Source organism: uncultured Mailhella sp. (assembly GCF_944324995.1).
Lineage (GTDB): Bacteria > Desulfobacterota > Desulfovibrionia > Desulfovibrionales > Desulfovibrionaceae > Mailhella.
Map to the genome: position 1 here is coordinate 67,594 of NZ_CALUYL010000008.1, position 18,832 is coordinate 86,425.

Below are 18,832 nucleotides of genomic sequence, written 5' to 3' on the forward strand. Positions count from 1 at the left end.
GCCATGATTGAAGAATTGGGAGGCGATTTTTTCCAACATTTACGGGGGTTTTACTTCACCGCCAAAACGGGAAGCATACGCAAGGCGGCCCAGCTCATGAATCGGAATCCTTCCACCATCAGCTGGCAGATCAGACAGCTCGAACAGCAATTAGATACAGTGTTGTTCGATAGATACATGAAAAGGCTGCGTATTACTCCAGAAGGTGAAAGATTGCTCTCGTGGACCATCTCCACCTTCGAGCTTTTGCGCAGCATGAAGTCCGACATCAGCTCGCCGTCGGGAATCCTGCGCGGAACGATCACCATTTCCAGTAATTTGCCCTTTTCTGCACGAGCGGTGCGCATCATTGCCGCGTTTCGTCGGGAACACCCTGAAGTTCGTATTAAAATTCGTCGCGCGCTGCCGTACGAAACCGTGGACGACGTGGTCAGCTCCCGCGTGGATTTCGGCCTGACGGGCGTGACCAGAGAACCTCCGAACTGCGTTCTTGAGGAGCTTTTCACGTCGCAGCCTCTGCTCATCGCCCGGGAGGACAATGAATTCCATCTGCCCGAGCGCCCCACGGAAGAGGATCTCATCCGCCTGCCGTTCATTTCCTTCCTGGCCGAAAACATGGAAGAAGGCGGCGATCCGTACTTCGACACGTCGCTGGCGTCGCTCTCCCAGCCGTTGCAGACCGTGCTTAGCGTGAACAACTATCATCTCATGCTGCGCTACGTGAAGCAGGGCATGGGCGTGGCCGTGATGGACGAGCTTTGTCTTATGGCCAGCAAGTACGGCAATCTCGGCGAGGGGCTGCGTTCGTACCCGCTGGACGGCATTCTGCCGCAGGTTCACAACGGCATTCTGCTGCGTCATCACAAGCATCTGAGTCCGCAGGCCGCCGCGCTCATCGAAAAGATACGCACCGAGCTCAAGGGCGATCTTGGCAGCGTTGAAAAGCAGGTGGCCGCGGAAGCCGCGTACAAGAACGTGTGAAGATTCGGCAGGGCGTTTCTGAGGAAGAACGGCCTGCCGGAGAGCGTTTTTCCGGCAGCGGCCGTGCCCGCGCGTTTTTTCTCCGCGCTTGACCGGAGGACGGGCAGGCCGTAAGGTTTTCGTGAATTTTTCTGTACCTGACGGGCCCCGTTTCGGGCCTCATGATCTGCCGCGTTCTTTCTGCACGAACGCGGCCCGGAGCGGATACATTATGGCAGCAAACGCATCCCTCGCGGCTTTGTACCGGCCGCAGACCTTTGCCGAGGTGGTGGGGCAGGACATGGTGAAGTCCATTCTTTCCCGCGCCGCCCGTGAAGACCGCGTGGCCCCGGCCTACCTTCTCAGCGGCACGCGAGGGGTGGGCAAGACCACCATAGCCCGCATATTCGCCAAGGCGCTGAACTGCGAACACGCGCCCACAGGCGAACCCTGCAATGAGTGCGAGGCCTGCCGCCGCATCACGCAGGGCAACTTCGTGGACGTGGTGGAAATAGACGGCGCGTCCAACCGCGGCATCGACGACATCCGCCGCCTGCGCGACGCCGTGGGCTACGCGCCGCTGGAAGGCCGCTACAAGGTCTTCATCATCGACGAAGCGCACATGCTCACCAAGGAAGCCTTCAACGCCCTGCTCAAGACGCTGGAGGAGCCGCCCGCGCGCGTGACCTTCATCATGGCCACCACGGAGCAGCACAAGTTCCCGGTGACCATCGTGAGCCGCTGTCAGCATTTCGTGTTCCGTCAGATTCCCGAGGCCACGCTCGAAGCGCACATCTGCGACATTCTTCAGCGCGAGGGGCGTCCCTTTGAAAAGGAGGCCGCGCATCTCATCGCCCGCCGCGCGGCGGGCAGCGTGCGCGACTCCATGTCGCTGCTCGGGCAGGTGCTGGCGCTCGGCTGCGCGCCGGACGAACCGCTCACGGCAAAGCAGGCCCGCGAAGTGCTGGGGCTGGCCGGTCAGGAAGTCATGGACCGCCTGCTCGACGCGCTGGCCGGTCAGGACGCCGCAGGCATCGCCGTGCTCGTGCGCGAACTTCTGGCCCAGGGCGCGGACATGGGCTTTTTCCTGCGGGAACTGTGCGGCCTGTGGCGCAATCTTTTTCTCCTCAAGCAGGCTGGCCGGGACGCCGCCAGGGAACTCGACATGCCCGAGAGCGAGCAGGAACGGCTGCTCTCCATGGCGTCGCGCTTTTCTCTGACCTACATCCACGCCGCGTGGCAGATGACGCTCGATTCGCAGCGCCGCATTCTGACCAGCCTTGAGCCCTCGGCAGGCCTTGAGCTTCTTCTGCTGAATCTCGCCATGCTGCCCCGCCTGCTGCCGCTCGAAGAACTGGCGCCGATCGCTGCGCCCGCGTCCGGGATCGTGACGCCGCAGAGCGCCGCGCCGCTCTCTGGAGGCGCAACCGGCTCGTCTCCGGCTGCCGCATCCTCGTCTGCGGCCCCAGCGCAGAGCGCTGCGCCGCGTCAGGCCGCCGCGCCTGTCGCCGCGCCCGCGCCTTCATCTGTGCCTTCGGAGGCTCCCGCGCCGGTGCAAAGCGCCCCGTCGCCGTCCTTCGTCCGGCGCGCTCCGGCTTCCGCATCCGTTTCCGCGCCTGCGTCTTCTCCCGTGTCGGCCGCGGCCCGGGAAGCCGCTCCGGCCCCTGCGGCAGAGCCCGCTCCCCAGCCCGCGCCGGAGCCTGCCCCGCACTTGACGGAAGCGCCGAAACCTGCTGAAACTCGGGCTCCGGTCTCCCGCCGTCCTTCCGCGGCATGGAAGGACGTGCCGGTGGATACCTCCCTCACCTGGGACACGTTTCTCGACGCCTGTCGGGACAACCACGACATTCCTCTGCCCATGCTCCGTCAGGTCACGGGCGAGGTGCGGGGCGACTGGCTCGTGCTTCAGGCGCTCTCGCAGGTCATCGGGCAGCAGCTTCAGCGGCCGGAAAAGCTCCGCGTGCTGGAGTCGCTGGCGGCCTCGTGGGCGGGACGTCCTTTGCAGATCGCCTTTCGTCCTCCGCAGAGGATCGTGCGCACCGAGGCGGAGCTCAAGGAAGAAGTTCAGTCGCATCCCGTCATCAAGAAGTTTCAGGACGCCTACGACGCCCGACTGGTACGCTGTACCCCCATCAACCGATAACACGGCGGCAGAAGGGCTGCGCGCCCCCGCCTTTCAAGGAGACATGGCATGAAGAACATGAACGACCTGCTGCGTCAGGCGCAGGTGATGCAGAACAAGATTGCGAAGCTTCAGCAGGAAATGGCCGAGAAGGAAGTGGAAGCTTCCGCCGGCGGCGGCATGGTGAAGGTGGTCATGAACGGCCGTCAGGAAATGAAGTCCATCACCATCGACAAGTCGGTGCTGGAAAGCGGCGACACGGACATGCTGCAGGATCTCATCATCACCGCGGTGAACGAGGCCGTGCGCATCGGCCGCGCCAATCTCGACCGCGAAATGGCCAACATTTCCGGCGGCATCCATCTGCCGGGCATGTTCTGATCGAGTGTTCCGCGCCGAGGCTTCGGCCGTCGGCGCGGCAGCGCATCGCGCAATTTTCGGCGGACGCGGGCATTGCCCGCGTCCGCCTGCGTTTAAACGCCACGCCCGAAGCGGCGGACAGCGAAGTCAGCGTTTTTCGCAAAACTCGGCGCGTCCTGCCTGCCGCATCCGCCGCAACATGTTTCGCCGCGAGCGCGTTCACCATATCCGGCGCGGCGCAGGCGGAGCGTTTGCCGCATGAGCGTTTCTCCTCTGCCGGGCGCACCGCGTGCCGCCCGTTCCCGGATGCTCGGATATTTTTCAACGTGCTTTTCCGCGGCGCGGAACGTTTTTCCCGCCATATCGGCGTCCCGGGCATTTTTCCTTTCTTGTCGGCAGGAAAGAAGTTTCCTATGATAATGAAAACTGTTCCTGGAGGATGCCCATGTCGTATCGGGTCACCCTGCTGCCGCTGCTTCTTTTGTGTTTCGTCGCCACTGCCGCGTTCGGCGCGTCGGAATCGTCGCCCGCCTTTGTCCGCGTGGTGGTTTCGCCTCCGCCGGAAGGCAACGCGCCGCTGACGCTGCTGCTCGATTCCGACGAGGCGTTGTGCAAAAAAGCCTACGGTGAAGAGTGGGCGGGCCGCTGCTTCGCTTCTCCCGGCAGGGAGGGCGAAATTGTGCGCGGCGCGCGTCTTTCGCCCGACGTTCCCGGCGAATGGCGCTGGGACGACGGCCGCACGCTTTCCTTCCGGCCGAAAAAGCCGTGGCCTGCGGGGCGGAACTTTGAAGTCTCCCTCGGAGGCGTGCCGCTGCCTTCGCGCGTAAAGCTCTCTTCCTCCCGTGTGAGCTTTGCCACGCCGCCTCTGGCGTTGCTCAGCCTGAACGCCGACGTGTGGATTGATCCCGATCCTAGCGGCGAGCGGGCCGTGACCTTCGACATGCGCTTCACCACGCCGCCGGATCGCGCGCTGGTGGAGCGGGACATGCGCCTTGAGGTCTCCGACCCGGCGCTGAAACTAGGCAGGCCGGAATTTGTCTGGGGAGAGGACGGCAACTGCCTTGTGCGGGCCCGCGTGCTTGCGCTGGGAAGCATGCCCGCCGTGACGGCGTTTTCTCTTCCCGGCGTGGCCGGGGAGGTGCGTGCGAAGGGCGCGCGCTGGGTGATTCCCAAGGGCCGGGAAACGGCCCGGGCGCAGGTGACCGTGCCCGGTTCGACCACGATTTTTTGCGTGAAGAAGGCGTCGCTGGAATCTTCGCGCGATGAGCGGCTTGCCGGAGAGTACCGACTGAATCTGGAAACGAGCCTGCTGGTGCGTCCCGACGAGCTCATGCGCTCCATGAAGGCGCTGCGCCTGCCCCGTGCGATGAACGAGAACGCCTTGTCCGCCACGGTGTGGACGGCGGCTCCCGTCATCGACGAGGAAACGCTCGCCCGCGCCGTGCCCGTGGCTCTGGAGCCGTTGCAGCAGGCCGACGTGCCTTCCGGAAAAATAAGTTTCCGCGTGAAGGCGGAGCCGGAGAGCTATCTGCTTTTCTATCTGCCGCAGGGCTTCGGCCCTTCCCGCGAATACGCGCTCTCTTCGCCGTGGCATGAGGTGTTCCATGCCGCGCCGTTCCGGCCGGAACTTGAGTTTCTTCAGCCCGGCAACGTGCTCGCGCTCGGCGGAAGTTGCAGGCTGGACGTTCATTCCAGCGGCCTTACCGCCATCCGCTGGCGCGCTTCGCGTGTGCTCGATTCCTATCTGGGCCTGGCGGCCGCGCAGCCTGCGCCGTTCACGGCCGCGGGCATTCCCTTCGACGTGCTTTCCGATTCGGCCTCGGGCGAAATTTCCCTGCAGCGCACCGAGCCCGGCGTGCCGCAGTTTTCTTCGCTTGACGCGACGCCCATGTTCAGAAACGGGCGCGGCCTTGCCTACATTGAGCTTACGGGCATGGACGGCGACAGGGAAGTGGCCTCGGCCTCGCGTTTTCTGCTTTTGACCGACATGGGGCTCATCGTCAAAAAAGGAGCCGCGGGCGGGCGCGACGTGTTCGTGTGTTCGCTTTCCGGCGGCACTCCGGTGTCCGGGGCCGTGGTGCGCATTGTGGGCGTCAACGGGCTGCCCGTGGCCGAGGCCGTCACCGACGCCGAGGGTCGCGCCGTGCTGCCTTCCGTGTCCGGTCTGGAGCGGGAGCGTCGTCCCATTGCGATCACGGCCTGGAAAAAGGGCGCGGGCGGCGAGGACATGGCCTGGCTGCCTCTGGCCGACGAGAGCCGCGTGGTGGATTTGTCCCGCTTTTCCACGCAGGGGCAGACCAGCGAAGCCGACGGCGTGAACGCCTACGTGTTCAGTCAGCGCGGCATGTTCCGTCCCGGCGAGACGCTGCGTTTCGGCGTGCTGGTGAGACGGGGCGACTGGAAGGCGCTTCCCGCCGACATGCCGCTTTTTGCCGAGCTTGTGGATCCTTCGGAGCGCACCATGTTCCGGCGGCTGTTCAAGGTGGGGGCCGACGGCATGGCCGAGGTGAGCTGGCAGGCGCCGGAAAGCGCGGCGTCGGGCCGCTATCGTCTCGACGTGCGCACGCCGGACGCCCACGGCATGGACGTGGTGCTCGGTTCGGCGGCGGTGCGGCTGGAGGAATTTCAGCCCGATTCCATGGCGCTTTCGCTTGCTCTTCAGCCTGCGCCCGGCCGGGGTTGGCTGGAGGCGTCGAGCGCGAGCGCCGCGGTGACGCTCCGCAATCTTTTCGGCATGCCTGCGGCGGACCGGCGGGTGCGCGCGCAGCTCTCGGTGTGGCCCACGGCGCTGTCCTTCCCCGGTTATGAGGACTTTTCCTTCCACGACGCCATGCCCTACAAGGGTTCGCCGCTCACGCTGGAACTGGGCGAGACGCGCACCGACGCCGAAGGTTGCGCCGTGCTGCCGCTGCCTCTGGACAAGTTGCGCGGCGGCACGCTGCGCTGTCGGCTTCTGGTGGAAGGCTTCGAGCCCGGCGGCGGGCGCGCGGTGACGGAAGAGAAGGAATTTCTTGTGTCGCCGCTCGGCTGCGTGCTCGGCTTCCGTCCGACGGGTGTGGCCGGCAATCTGGACTTCATTCCCGAAGGCAGCGAGGCCGCGCTGGAATTCGTGGCGCTCGGGCCCGATCTTGCTCCCGCCGATCCCGGAGAACTGTCGTTCCGGGTGTCGGCAAGGCGCTACGTGACGTCGCTCGTCACGGACAGGGACGGCCGCTACCGCTACGAGGATACGCCCGTGGACAGCGTGATTGCCGAATCGCGCGCGGCCTTCGGCCGCGACGGGCGGGCCCGCTGGAGCGTTCCCACCGGAGCGTGCGGCGAATTTCTGCTGGAAGTGCGCAACAGCCGGGGGCTTGTCATGGCTTCCGTGCCCTTCACCGTGGCCGGCAACGCCGATCTGCGCCTTGCCGGGCTCTCCGCGCTTCCTTCCGGCTCTTTGCGCATGCATCTGGAGAACTCTTCGAGCGCTTCCGGCGGACGCATCCGGGCGTTTATTTCTTCGCCCTACGAGGGGGCGGGCCTCATCACCTTGGAGCGCGACAGCGTGGCGGCGTGGCGCTGGTTCCGTGCGCCTGCCGGGGACAGCGTGCAGGAAATAGAGATTCCGCGCGACTTCGAGGGCCGCGGCTACGTGAGCGTGTCGCTGGTGCGCTCGCTCTCTTCGCCGGACGCCTTCATGAATCCCTACGTGTTTGCCGTGTCTCCCGTTTCCGTGAACGTGGAGCGGCGCGACATGCGCCTTCGCGTGGAAACGCCCCGCGAGCCGGTGCTGCCCGGAAGCTCCATTCCGGTGACGGTGGAATCCGGCCGGGCCGGGCGGGCGCTGCTTTTTGCCGTGGACGAAGGCGTGCTCAGGCTGACCGCCTTCCCCACGCCCGATCCGCTGCGCTACCTGCTGAACGACAGGGCGCTGGAAGTGGAAACGCGTCAGATGTTCGATCTGCTCATGCCCGATCACGGAACCTTCCGCATGCCGGCGTTCGGCGGCGACATGGGCATGGCCGGAAGCCGCTTCCACAATCCCTTCAAGCGGCGGAACGAGCCTCCCGTGAGCTGGTGGTCCGGCCTCGTGGAGCTCGCGGCCGGAACGAACCGTTTCGACATTCCCGTGCCGGGCTATTACAGCGGCACGGTGCGGGTGATGGCCGTGGCGGCCTCGCCGGACGCGGCGGGCAGCGCTTCTGCCGAGGCGACGGTGCGCGGGCCGGTGGTCGTGACGCCGCAGCTTCCGGCGCAGGTTTCGCCCGGCGACAGATTCGAGGCGGCCGTGGCCGTGGCCAACAACGGCGACGGGCCGCTTCACGCGACGCTTTCGGTGAAGACCGACGACGCGCTGCGCCTGATCGACGCGCCGCCTTCCGAAATCACGGTGGCGGCGGGCGCGGAAACGGTGCTGCCGTTCCGTGTGGAGGTTGCGGATCGTCCGGGCGGCGCGGAAATCTCGTTCACGGTGGCGGCCGACGGCGTGAACGTGACGCGCTTTGGCTCGCTGTCCGTGCGTCCGGCGTCGGCGCTGCGCGCAAGCGCAAAGGTGGGAGTCGCCACGTCGTCCACAACGCTGAGCACGGGGCGCACGCTCTATCCCTACGGGGCCGAAGGTTCGGCCTCGGTTTCCGCGCTGCCTCTGCCTGCGCTGCGGGGTCTTGTGCGCTATCTCGACGCCTATCCCTACCCCTGCGTGGAGCAGCGCATCAGCCGGGCCATGCCGTACGCGCTTTTCCTGAAGCGTTCCGCGCTGTTTGCGGAAAGCGGCAATGCGGATGAGGCGCGCCGGACTGCACGGGAGAGGGTGGACGACGCGCTGCGCGCCGTGGAATCCTCGCTCAGCTGGCGCGGCGTGTCCCTGTGGCCCGGCGAGGAGCCGGATCTTCTGGTGACGGCCTATGCCGCGGACTTTCTGCTGACGCTTCAGGAATGCGGCCTCTCCGTGCCCGGCGGCATGCACACAAGCGTGTTCAACGCGCTGGAGCGTGCGGCGGACAAGGTTCCCGCCTCTCTGGAGGAGAGCCGCGAGCTGGCCTACGCGCTGTGGGTGCTCACCCGCGAGGGACGCATCACCACGCAGGCGCTGGAACAGCTGCTGCTCCGTCTGGAAGATTTTCCCGGCTGGCAGCAGGATGTGACGTCCTCGCTCATTGCCGCGTCCGGCGCCGTCATGCGCATGAAAGATGCGGTGCTGCCGCTTCTTGACCTGTATCGGAAGCCGGGGGCGGAATTTCGCGCAACGCGGCTGGATGCGCTGGCTGCGCTCAGTCTGCGCGCGTCCGTGCTGGCGAGGCATTTCCCCGACCGTCTGGACAAGGCGCGGGAAGAGATTGTGGAGGAACTTTTCGACGCGACGAACGGCGGCCGGTACGTGACGCTTTCCGCGGCGCTGGCCGTGCGGGCGCTGTTCGACATGGAAAAGGCCGCGCCCGTGCCGGAAGGCGTGTCGCTGCGCTGCGCGGAGGTGCAGCCCGGCTTCGCTCCGGGCGACGGGCAGCCGCAGATGCTGGAAAACATGCTCACGCTGTCGGCTCCCGGCTGCGCCTCCTACGCGCTCGACGTTCCCGCAGGCGGACAGCCGCTGTACTGGGAGGTTTCCGATGCGGGCTTCGACCGCAAGGCGCCGGAAGGCGCGCTTTCCGAAGGCATGGAGGTGACGAGAACCTATCTTGACGCCGAAGGGCTTCCCGCAACGAAGATCCGGCAGGGCGACCTTCTCACGGTGAACGTGACGGCGCGCTCTTACGGCGGTCCTCTCAAGGACGCGGTCATTGTGGATCTTCTTCCCGGCGGCTTTGAAATGGATCTTTCCTCTCCCGTGAGCGCGTCGGAAGCCTCGTCGGAAGGGCTGATCGTCGATCGCAGGGAGGATCGGATGATTCTCTTTGCGTCGCTTGAGGCCGAGCCTTCCGTGTTCACCTACCGCATCCGCGCGGTCAGCCGGGGAACCTTCACCCTGCCGCCCGTGCAGGCGGAAGACATGTACCGCCGCGACGTTCGGGCCTTCTCCTCGGGCGGAACGGTGAATGTGGAATAGCAGGCGGGGCTTTTCCTTCCCTTGGGGAGGGAGAAGCCCTGCGGCGGGAGTTTGCATGCGCGCCGTGGTGTGGAAAGTCGTCGGCCTGATGGCGCTGCCGCTGATTCTTTTCTGGCTCTGGCTTGCGGCCGCTCCGAAGCCGCCGCTTCTGGACGGCGTGGATTTTTCGCCGCTGGTGCTGGGCAGGGAGGGAGAGCCGCTCCGCATGGGCCTGACGAGCGACGAGAAGTTCCGGCTGCGCGTGCGTTTGGACGAAATTGCGCCCGAAGCCGTGAACGCCGCGCTCCGGTACGAGGACAGGCATTTCTACCGGCATCCCGGCGTGAATCCGTTTTCCATGCTGCGGGCGGGGCTCTCCATGCTGGGCGGCTCGCGGCGCATGGGCGGCTCCACCATCACCATGCAGGTGGCGAGGCTTAGGCTCGGGCTTTCCACCACCACGGTGGCGGGCAAGCTTGAGCAGATGGCCCGCGCGCTTCAGTACGAATACCACTACGAAAAAAGCGAGATTCTCGAAGCCTACTTCAATCTTGCGCCCTACGGCGGCAACGTGGAAGGCATCGGCGCAGCCGCGCGGGTGTACTTTCATGTTTCGCCGTCGCGCCTGTCGTTTTCCGAGAGCGCGGCGCTTGCCGCCGTGCCGCAGAATCCCGTGCGGCGCAGTCCGCTGAACGGCCCGGACTTCGAGTCCGCCCGCGCCCGCATGGTGCGTCTTGTGCTGCCGGGGCGGGACGCCGGGGAGAAGGGCGGAGCGCTCGGCCTGGGCGGTTCCGGCGAGGGGAAGCTCCCGCCGCTTCGCGTGTATGCTCCGTCCTCGCTGCCTTTTGACGCGCCGCACGTATCGAGCGAACTTCTGCCCCTTTCCCGGGAAGGGCGGCCCGTGCGCTCCTTTGTGGACAGGCGTGTTCAGAAGATTCTGGAACGGGCCGTGCAGGGCTTTGCCGCGCGCGGCAGAAGGTACGGACTGAACAACGCCTCCGCGCTGCTCATCCACTGGCCGAGCATGGAGATCCGCGCGCTGGTCGGTTCGGCGGACTTTTTCAGCAGCGCCATTTCCGGGCAGGTGGACGGCACGAACGCCAAACGTTCCCCGGGCTCCACGCTCAAGCCCTTCATCTACGCTCTGGCCCTCGATCAGGGCCTCATTCATCCCCGCACCCTTCTTGAGGATTCGCCCCGCAGCTTCGGCGGCTACGATCCGGAAAACTTCGACCGCGTGTTCCGCGGGCCGCTCCCCGCCGAGGAGGCGCTGCGCTCAAGCCGCAACATTCCGGCCATTCTGCTGGCCTCAAAGCTGAGGCCGGGGCTGTTTTCCTTTTTGCAGCGGGCGGGAGTGGAGTTCGCCTTCAGCGAGGAGCACTACGGCCTCAGTCTGGTGCTCGGCGGCGCGGAAGTGACCATGCGCGAGCTCGGCGGCCTCTACGCCATGCTGGCGAATCGGGGCGTGTGGCGTCAGAGCCGGCTTTTTGAAGGCGAGAAGACGCGTCCTGCCGTGTCGCTCCTGTCGCCGGAAGCGGCGGTCGTCACGCTGCGCATGCTGGAAGACGGCGCGCATTTCGTGCGCACTTCCTCCGGCCCGGTGCCGCTGCGCTTCAAAACGGGCACGTCCAACGGCTTTCGCGACGCGTGGACGGCGGGCGTGGTCGGCCCCTACGTGCTCGTGGTGTGGTCGGGCAACTTCGACAACCGCGCCAATCCGCTGCTGGTGGGCGGCGAGGTTGCGGCTCCTCTTTTTGCCGACATCGCCCAGGCGCTGGCCTTTGCCGAGCCCGATTTCGCCGATCTGGTGCCGCGCATGCACGAAGGGCTCAACATCACGCGCGAAAAGGTGTGTACGGCCACGGGCGACATCGACACCTCCCTGTGCCGGGATGTCACGGAAACCTGGTATATTCCCGGCCGTTCGCCCACACGCTCTTCGGGCGTGTTCCGCACCATTCTCATCGACAGGGAAACCGGGCTTCGCGCCTGCGAACCCGTGCTGGGACGCACGGAGGAAGTGGTGTGGGAATTCTGGCCTTCCGATCTGCGGGCGCAGTTTCTGCGCGCCGGCGTGGTCAAGCCTTCGCCTCCGCCCTTCGGGCCGGGCTGCGGACAGACGCCTGTTGCGGGAACGCCGCCGCGGGTGATTTCTCCCAAGGAAGGCGTGATCTATCAACGCCGTCTTTCGTCGCCCAAGACAACCGGCATTGCGCTGACGGCGAGCGCGGACGCCGACGCCAGGGCCGTGTTCTGGTTTGTGAAGGAGCGCTTCATCGGCCGCGCCGCGCCGGGCGAAACGCTGCTCTGGCAGCCGGAGGACGGCGTGCATGAACTGCGGGTGGTGGACGATAAGGGCCGCGCCTCGTCGCAGAAGGTGACGGTGCGCACGCTGCCGTGAGCGAGGGCGGCGAGTCCGCGTTTTTCGGAAAGCCTGGACGCCCTTGGCTAAGCGTCGGGAAAAGGCGCGCGTTGGGCACACCCTGCCGTGCGGCGTGCTGCCCGGCGCGGGCAAGAGCCGGGCCTGCGCTGCCCGGTTCTGCTGCGCCGTCTGGCTGTTTCTGAAAAGCGCGGGGGCGGGGGAGGCGAACAAAAGCTCTGCTCTGGCCGGAGCGTCGGATGCCTGAACACACCCGGGCGGAACTTGGCCGCGCCTAGGCCTTTTTCTCTTCCGGGTGGCAGCGCCACGGCCCCTTCCACGGGGGCGCGAGCTCGAAACGCTTCGTCCCGCCGCCGGGAAGCGGCAGCGCAAGACGGAAGGCGTGCAGTTTCAGGCCTTCGCGCGGTGCGGCTTCGGTGTTGCCGTACCACGGATCGCCCACGATGGGATGACCGCGCGAGGCAAGCTGCACGCGTATCTGATGCGTGCGCCCGGTGATGAGACGGATGAGCAGAAGCGTGTGGGCGCGGCCGCGAATCGTGCGTTCCTCAAGGGGCGTGACCACGCAGCGGGCTTCTCTTGCTTCGTCGCTTTCCGCATGAGCGGAGGCCTTCACGCGCTGCTCGCGCCTGTCGCGGGTGAGAAAGTCCCGCAGCTCCTCGGGGCCGCGCTTCTCCCAGCTTCCTTCCACCCAGGCCAGATATTCCTTGCGCGGCCGCTCTTCGCCCCGCCCCGCGAGCGCGTCCGTAAGCAGTCGCACGGCGGCGTAGGTCTTGCCCGCCACAAGAAGACCGGAGGTGTCCTTGTCGAGCCGGTGTACGGGCGCAGGCACGAAATCTGCGCGGGCCCGCTCTTTTGCAAGAATGGAAGCCACGCTTTCCCTGTGCCCCGTGCCTCCCTGCACGGGAAGTCCCGCAGGTTTGGCGATGACGAGGATGTCCTCATTCTCGAACACGACGGCAAGTTTGGACGGCGCGGCTTCGACTCTCGCCTCCTTGCGGGTTTCTTCTCCCGCAGGCAGGCGCTCGGCAAAGGGCGGCACGCGCACGAGATCGCCTTCGTTCAGGCGGTCGAAGGCCTTCGACCGCGCGCCGTTGACGCGCACCTGCCCGGTGCGTATCCAGCGGTGCAGATCGCCTGCGGGCGCGCTGACGCGGCGCTGAAGAAAATTAAGGAGTTTCTGCCCCGATTCCGCCCTGCTGACGGAAAGAGCCTTTGTTTCCTTTGCGTTATCCATGCTTTTGAACGGTCCTTTTGCAACGCGCGTCGCGTGTTTTACTTTGATTCAGCATAAATTTTTTTTCTTTTTGCGTCCAGATTGCTGACAAGCAAGAAAAAGCCCGTTTTCCCGGAAAGGACGAAAGAAACGACTTGTGTATCCAGGGTATTCCTGCTATGTAGAGAAACCTGCCCGACGAGGGCAGAAATCTGTTTGTTAGGTTGGAGGATCCGTATGGCAACTGCCGAAAACATGGAAAACCAAATCGATTCCGAAATGAGCTTTGCGAGCGCACTCGAAGACTATCTCAACCCCGACATGGGCGACCTTGAAGAAGGTTCCATCGTCAAGGGCGAAGTCGTGCGCGTGGACGACGATACTGTGCTGGTGGACGTGAACTTCAAGTCCGAAGGCCAGATCCCCGCTGAGGAATTTCGGGACGCTCAGGGCAATATAACGGTCAAGGTGGGCGACCGCGTCGATGTGTACGTTGTCCGCAAGAACGAAATGGATGGCACCATCACCCTTTCGTTCGACAAGGCCAAGCGTATGCAGCTGTTCGACCAGCTCGAAGACGTGCTGGAAAAGAACGGCACCATCACCGGCACCATCACCCGCCGCATCAAGGGCGGCTACACCGTCGATCTCGGCGGCGTGGAGGCCTTCCTGCCCGGTTCTCATGTGGACCTCCGTCCTGTTCCGGACATGGACGCTCTGGTCGGCCAGCAGTTTGAATTCCGCGTTCTCAAGATCAACCGCCGCCGCAGCAACGTCATCGTGTCCCGCCGCGTGCTGCTCGAAGAAGAACGCGACACCAAGCGCGCCGCTCTGCTCCAGACCCTGGCCGAAGGCCAGATCGTCAAGGGCAAGGCCAAGAACATCACCGAATACGGCGTGTTCGTGGACCTCGGCGGTCTCGACGGTCTGCTGCACATCACCGACATGTCCTGGAAGCGCATTCGCCATCCCCGCGAAATGGTCTCCCTGGGTCAGGAACTGGAACTCAAGGTTCTTTCCTTCGACAAGGAAAACCAGAAGGTTTCTCTGGGCCTGAAGCAGCTCGTGCCCGATCCCTGGCAGGACATCACCGCCCGCTTCCCCGAAGGCTCTCACCATGTCGGCAAGGTGACCAACCTCGTTGACTACGGCGTGTTCGTGGAACTCGAACCCGGCGTCGAAGGCCTCGTGCACATTTCCGAAATGTCCTGGACCCGCAAGCTGCGTCATCCTTCCCAGATGGTGCATCAGGGCGACGAGGTTGAAGTGGTCATCCTCGGCGTGGACAGCGAAAAGAAGCGCATCTCCCTCGGCATGAAGCAGGTCAAGCCCAATCCCTGGGAACTCGTGGGCGAACGCTTCCCCGAAGGCACCGTCATTGAAGGCGTCATCAAGAACATCACCGAATTCGGCATGTTCATCGGCATCGAAGACGGCATCGACGGTCTCATTCACGTGTCCGACATCTCCTGGACCAAGAAGATTCGTCATCCCGGCGAACTGTACAAGGTCGGCGACGTGGTGCAGGCCAAGGTCCTCACCGTGGATCAGGAGAACGAAAAGTTCACCCTCGGCATGAAGCAGCTCACCGAAGATCCCTGGAGCACCGTGCCCGCCCGCTATCCCGTGGGCAACATCATCACCGGCACCGTGACCAACGTGACCGACTTCGGCCTGTTCGTTGAAGTGGAAGAAGGCATCGAAGGCCTCATCCACGTGACCGAACTCGGCAAGAAGGTGAAGTCTCCTTCCGAACTCTACAAGGAAGGCGACGTGGTCCAGGCCAAGATCATCCATGTGTCTGCCGATGAACGCCGCCTCGGCCTGTCCATCAAGCAGATCAAGGACGACGAAGAACGCCGCAAGCCCAAGGATTATCATTCCGGCGACAACAGCATCAGCCAGACCCTCGGCGACCTGCTCAAGCAGAAGTTCAACGACTAATCGCTGATTCTGTATGAATGTACGCGGGGCGGAAAGCATAGCTTTCCGCCCCGTTTTTTATCAGCTCCCTGAGGAAGGGACAGGCCGGCGCCTGAGAGCGCCGGCGGCGAAAGGCGGGAGAGCCATGAAACAGCAGGAAATAGAACGCAAATTTCTGGTGAAGAGCGACGGCTGGCGCGGCAGGGGCACCTCGGAACTGTTCAGACAGGGATACATTGCCCGCACGCAGGATCGCACGGTGCGGGTACGCGTGGCGGGCGAGCGGGGCATACTGACCATCAAGTACCGCGGCAAGGGCATTGCGCGGAACGAGTTCGAGTACGACATTCCGCTCGACGAGGCGCAGGCGCTGCTGGATGGTCTGGATCCCGGCGAAATCATTGAAAAGCTGCGTCATACGTTCACCTGCGAAGGCAGCGTGTGGGAGGTGGATGAATTTCTGGGAGCCAATGCGGGGCTCGTGGTGGCGGAAATTGAGCTGGAGTCGGAAGATCAGCCCTTTGTCCGGCCGGACTGGCTGGGCGAGGAGGTGAGCAAGGTTTCCCGCTATCTCAATGTGGAGCTCTCGCGTCTGCCGTACACGGCCTGGACGCAGGAAGAGAAGGCCGGACGGAAAAATAGCTGAACCTGACGGGAAAACGTGGCAGAGTGTGACTGCAAGCACAGTTTTTGAGCGGAAAGATTCTTAATATTCTAGAAAATTGAAACTCTGTCTGCACGTTGTTGCACGAATAATATTGTGGAGGGAAGGCTATGAGCGAAATGTTCTGTTTTCAGTGTGAGCAGACGGCGGGCGGCAAGGGCTGCACCAAAATCGGCGTGTGCGGCAAGAAGCCTGAAACCGCCAATCTTCAGGACAGGCTGGTCGGCGAGCTTGTGGCGCTTGCCGGCGGGGAGGGATTCACCCGCACGCCCGAGCTGGACACGCTGGTGGAAAACGCCCTGTTCACCACGCTCACCAATGTGAATTTCGATGATCTTTCTCTGGCTGCCCTGGGGGAGAAGGTGCGCAAGATACGCGAGGAAAGCGGCGTGGCCGACGCCTGGGACATGAACAGTCTGTGGACGGCGTCGGAAGACGTGCGCAGCCTGAAGTCTCTGCTGCTTTTCGGCATGAAGGGCATTGCGGCCTATGCGAGCCATGCGCGCGTGCTCGGCAGAAGCCGTGAGGAAGTGACCGGCTTCCTGTACCGCGGCCTTGCGCTGCTTGCGGCCGACGCCGGCAAGGAAACCCTGCTCGACGCCGTGCTTGAGGCCGGCAAGGTCAATCTTGCCTGCATGGAGCTTCTGAACGACGCCAACAGAACCTACGGCACGCCCGAACCGGTTACGGTTTCCCGCACGGTGGAAAAGGGCCCCTTCATCATCGTTACCGGTCACGATCTGCACGATCTTGCGCTGCTGCTGCGTCAGACCGAGGGCAAGGGCGTGAACGTGTACACCCACGGCGAAATGCTTCCCGCCCACGCCTATCCCGAACTCAAGAAGTACGCGCACTTCAAGGGACATTTCGGCACGGCCTGGCAGAACCAGCAGAAGGAATTCAACGGCGTTCCCGCGCCCATACTCTTCACCACCAACTGCATAATGCCCGTGAAGGAAGGCTATGCCGACCGCGTGTTCACCACGGGTGTGGTCCGCTTCCCCGGCATGGTGAACATCGACGAGAGCAAGGACTTTTCTCCCGTCATCGCCAAGGCGCTTGAGCTCGGCGGCTACGCGGAAGACAAGTGTTTTCCCGGCATCAACGGCGGCGAAACCGTGACCACGGGCTTCGGCAGCGAAGCCGTGCTCTCCCACGCCGGAACCATCGTGGAGGCCGTGAAGGCCGGCGCCATCCGTCACTTCTTCCTCGTGGGCGGCTGCGACGGGGCCAGACCCGGCCGCAACTACTACACGGAATTCGTGAAGCAGACCCCCGCCGACACCGTGGTGCTTACCCTGGCCTGCGGCAAGTTCCGCTTCAACGATCTTGATCTCGGCAACATCGGCGGCATTCCCCGTCTTCTGGACATGGGACAGTGCAACGACGCCTATGGAGCCATTCAGGTGGCCCTCGCTCTGGCCGGAGCCTTCAACTGCGGCGTGAACGATCTGCCGCTCACGCTCGTGCTTTCCTGGTACGAACAGAAGGCCGTGGCCATTCTGCTCACGCTGCTGTACCTGGGCGTGAAGAACATCTATCTCGGTCCCTCGCTGCCGGCCTTCGTGTCGCCCGCCGTGCTGGACTTCCTGGTGAAGGAATTCGGCATTCGTCCCATTTCCACGCCGGAAGCCGATCTGGCGGCCATTCTCGGCAACTGATTCGGCAGGCTGTCGAAACGCCCAGAGCATCGCGCCTTTTGCGTGATGCATGAAGGGCGAAGCTGACGCCGATTTCTTTCTGACGAAGCCCCCGTGCGCGTACTGCGGCGGGGGCTTCTCGTTTTTTCGGAAGTCTGGTAGCGTTGCCGCATGGAAAGGAGAAAGCATCACGGTCGTTTTGCGGGATTCGATCTCGCCAGACGCAGCGGCAAGACCTCGGCGCTCAGCGACGGGCTGGAAGGCTGGCTCTCCGCGCACGGCATGAAGCCGCAGCACTACATGCTCACGCAGCTGTGGAAGAACTGGGAAGTCGTCATGGGGCCGGACATCGCCGCGCTGGCGCATCCGCTGGGGCATCGCAACGGCATACTGCTTGTCGGCGGCGACGATTCCTGCGCCATGCAGGAACTCTCCTACGCCGCGCCGGAAATTCTGGAACGCGTGAACGCCTTCATGAACGAGGACTATTTCCACAAGGTGGAGCTGCATCTGCTCATGGGCAAGGAATCCCTGCGCCGCGTGGACATTACGCAGCCGCCGAAGCTCCCGCCGCCGCCCCGGCCGCCGCGCCTCGGGCATCTGAAACTGCCGCCGGATTCTCCTATTGCGGCCTGCTATGAGGCGTACGTCCGCTGTTTCGACGGGGACAAGGAAAAAACATAGAAAGATTCGCGGACAGCGTGAGGCGCGCTTCCGGGCGCGGGAATTTCGGAAAAGCAGGCCGTTTTTGAGACTTACGAAAGAGAACAGAAAAAGAGCGGAGCGGACATTGTCCGCTCCGCTCTTTTAACGATGTCGGCGCGCAACGCTTCGGCTCAGCCGAGATGGAAGTCCGAACCGAGATAGACTTCCCTGGCGCGTTCGTTGTTCACGATTTCGTCGGGCGTGCCGGAAAGAATGATGTTGCCCTGGAACATAAGATAGGCCCTGTCGCAGATGGAAAGGGTTTCGCGCACGTTGTGGTCGGAAATGAGCACGCCTATGCCGCGTTCCTTGAGGCCGCGGATGAGCACCTGAATGTCGCCCACGGCCAGCGGATCAATGCCGGCAAAGGGTTCGTCGAGCAGCACGAAGAGCGGATCGCGGATCAGGCAGCGGGCGATTTCCAGACGACGGCGTTCGCCGCCGGAAAGATAGGAGGCGTAGGACTTTTCCAGTCTGGTGAGTCCGAATTCCTCCATGAGCTGATCGGCGCGCTTTTTCTGATCGGCGCGGGAAAGGCCGGTGTGTTCGAGAATGATCTGCAGGTTCTGCCGCACCGTGAGCCTGCGGAAGACGGAGCTTTCCTGCGGCAGATAGGAGAGGCCCACCCGGGCGCGGCGGTACAGCGGCCAGGTGCTGATTTCCTGCCCGTCGAGCATCACCTGCCCTGCGGTGGGCTTGATGATGCCGGTGATCATGTAGAACGACGTGGTCTTGCCTGCGCCGTTGGGTCCGAGAAGGCCGACGATTTCTCCCTGCTGCATGGCGACGGAGACTTCGTGAACCACTTCCTTCTGACCGTAGCGCTTGCACAGATGCTGAGCGGAAAGCGTGGAACTCATG

At 64.0% G+C, this 18,832-nt stretch carries 11 protein-coding genes; 9 read left to right on the top strand and 2 right to left on the bottom strand.

The genetic code is table 11. The annotated features are described in order from the left end of the window. Nucleotides 1-3 precede the first annotated feature (3 nt). The 5 genes from Q0K02_RS05175 (at nucleotide 4) to pbpC (ending at nucleotide 11,844) form a co-directional block, all read left to right on the top strand. On the top strand, nucleotides 4-981 hold the full coding sequence (locus tag Q0K02_RS05175; RefSeq protein ID WP_294485673.1) for a LysR family transcriptional regulator: 978 nt from the start codon (nucleotides 4-6) through the stop codon (nucleotides 979-981). 211 nt (nucleotides 982-1,192) lie between these two features. Then, on the top strand, nucleotides 1,193-3,103 hold the full coding sequence (gene dnaX, locus Q0K02_RS05180) for a DNA polymerase III subunit gamma/tau (protein ID WP_294485675.1): 1,911 nt from the start codon (nucleotides 1,193-1,195) through the stop codon (nucleotides 3,101-3,103). Nucleotides 3,104-3,151: 48 nt separating this feature from the next. Further along, a complete protein-coding gene (locus Q0K02_RS05185; RefSeq protein ID WP_294485677.1) occupies nucleotides 3,152-3,463 on the top strand; it encodes a YbaB/EbfC family nucleoid-associated protein in 312 nt (103 codons plus the stop codon). 424 nt (nucleotides 3,464-3,887) lie between these two features. After that, the gene (locus tag Q0K02_RS05190) at nucleotides 3,888-9,464 is read left to right on the top strand and encodes an MG2 domain-containing protein (protein WP_294485679.1); all 5,577 of its coding nucleotides are present in this window, start codon (nucleotides 3,888-3,890) and stop codon (nucleotides 9,462-9,464) included. Nucleotides 9,465-9,519: 55 nt separating this feature from the next. Next, nucleotides 9,520-11,844, top strand: coding sequence for a penicillin-binding protein 1C (gene pbpC / locus Q0K02_RS05195; protein WP_294485682.1), 2,325 nt, complete (start codon nucleotides 9,520-9,522; stop codon nucleotides 11,842-11,844). Between the two features lie 253 nt (nucleotides 11,845-12,097). Here pbpC and Q0K02_RS05200 read toward each other — a convergent pair whose 3' ends face one another. After that, entirely contained in the window at nucleotides 12,098-13,060 is a 963-nt protein-coding gene (locus Q0K02_RS05200; RefSeq protein WP_294485683.1) for an RluA family pseudouridine synthase, read from the bottom strand. A gap of 216 nt (nucleotides 13,061-13,276) precedes the next feature. Between Q0K02_RS05200 and Q0K02_RS05205 the strand changes: the two genes are divergently transcribed. The 4 genes from Q0K02_RS05205 (at nucleotide 13,277) to Q0K02_RS05220 (ending at nucleotide 17,950) form a co-directional block, all read left to right on the top strand. After that, nucleotides 13,277-14,983 carry a 30S ribosomal protein S1 gene (locus Q0K02_RS05205; RefSeq protein ID WP_294485685.1) on the top strand — a complete coding sequence of 569 codons (1,707 nt, stop codon included), beginning with the start codon at nucleotides 13,277-13,279 and terminating at the stop codon, nucleotides 14,981-14,983. A 124-nt stretch (nucleotides 14,984-15,107) separates the two neighbouring features. Then, on the top strand, nucleotides 15,108-15,608 hold the full coding sequence (locus Q0K02_RS05210; RefSeq protein WP_294485691.1) for a CYTH domain-containing protein: 501 nt from the start codon (nucleotides 15,108-15,110) through the stop codon (nucleotides 15,606-15,608). A 137-nt stretch (nucleotides 15,609-15,745) separates the two neighbouring features. Next, nucleotides 15,746-17,287 (top strand): hydroxylamine reductase, encoded by a 1,542-nt coding sequence (gene hcp, locus Q0K02_RS05215; protein ID WP_294485713.1) that lies wholly within the window; start codon nucleotides 15,746-15,748, stop codon nucleotides 17,285-17,287. A gap of 150 nt (nucleotides 17,288-17,437) precedes the next feature. Beyond that, a complete protein-coding gene (locus Q0K02_RS05220) occupies nucleotides 17,438-17,950 on the top strand; it encodes a DUF721 domain-containing protein (RefSeq protein ID WP_294485692.1) in 513 nt (170 codons plus the stop codon). Between the two features lie 152 nt (nucleotides 17,951-18,102). Here Q0K02_RS05220 and lptB read toward each other — a convergent pair whose 3' ends face one another. Next, a complete protein-coding gene (gene lptB / locus Q0K02_RS05225; RefSeq protein WP_294485694.1) occupies nucleotides 18,103-18,831 on the bottom strand; it encodes an LPS export ABC transporter ATP-binding protein in 729 nt (242 codons plus the stop codon). Nucleotide 18,832: the final 1 nt, after the last annotated feature.